The organism is Serratia sp. 506_PEND, from assembly GCF_001076875.1.
GTDB classification, from domain to species: Bacteria; Pseudomonadota; Gammaproteobacteria; order Enterobacterales; family Enterobacteriaceae; genus Serratia; species Serratia marcescens.
In genome coordinates, this window is sequence record NZ_JVEL01000580.1 from 1 (window position 1) to 879 (window position 879).

Sequence of the window (879 nt, forward strand, 5' to 3'; positions counted from 1 at the left end):
AACTCGCTGTCAGACCACCGCTGAAGGGCATCCGACTCATCAAAGAATCCGAGCACCCCGGTGATTTTTTGCGTTTCATCGCAGACAGGCAGTGCCAGCAGACCTGTGGTGGTCTGCATGGTCATCAGCAGTTCACGAAAACCCGCGTGTTCCGTCCGGGCCCCCCCGTGCAGGGTTTCCCAGAGATGCGGGGCGTTGTCATGCACCACGCTGGCCAGTGGATGGCCGAAGTCATCCACTGGCAGCACCAGATGAAAGGTCCCGGCAGGGTGATACCCGGTACACGCCAGTAAACGCCCGCTGTAATCACACAGTCCCAGGATAATGCCCTCAGGTTGCCAGCATTCCCTGAGGGTGGCGAGCAGCCAGTCGGCCAGCGCGGCATCATTGTCCGGCTGAAGCAGGGTCCGGGCGAACTGTATCGCCTTTAGCATGTTCACCCCTCCACCACCGCCACAAAGTCCCCCGCCTCAAGTCCGATCCGGATGCGGGATACGGGTTCAGCCTGTGACATTTTCTGCAGCAATTTCAGCGACAGCGGCGGCAACAAGGCCCCATCAATGATGGATTCCAGCATACGGGCGCCATTGTCGCTGCGGGTCGCCCGGCGCAAAATCTCGTCAGCCACCGCATCGTCGGTCTCAACGCTCGCGCCAAAACGCTGCGCCAGCAGCGTACTGAGATGCGCCAGCTTGCCCTGAACAAGAGCTCTCAGCGTGTCGGATGACAGCGGCAGATAAGGGATAATCTCCATGCGGGCCAGCAGTGCGGGCCGGAAAAAGGCCGCCAGCTCCGGATAGAGCGCATCGTGGAGCGCCTGCGGATCCCCGGCATTGTCCACGATAGTCTGATACCCCAGGTTGGAGGTCAGAAAGAACA

2 pseudogenes are annotated in these 879 nt (G+C 60.5%); both read right to left on the reverse strand.

The window, feature by feature from the left end:
• A pseudogene (locus ADK28_RS25965) lies at positions 1 to 434 on the reverse strand (sigma-54-dependent Fis family transcriptional regulator); the annotation flags it as partial.
• A gap of 2 nt (positions 435 to 436) precedes the next feature.
• Positions 437 to 879 (reverse strand): annotated as a pseudogene (locus tag ADK28_RS25970) (type VI secretion system ATPase TssH); the annotation flags it as partial.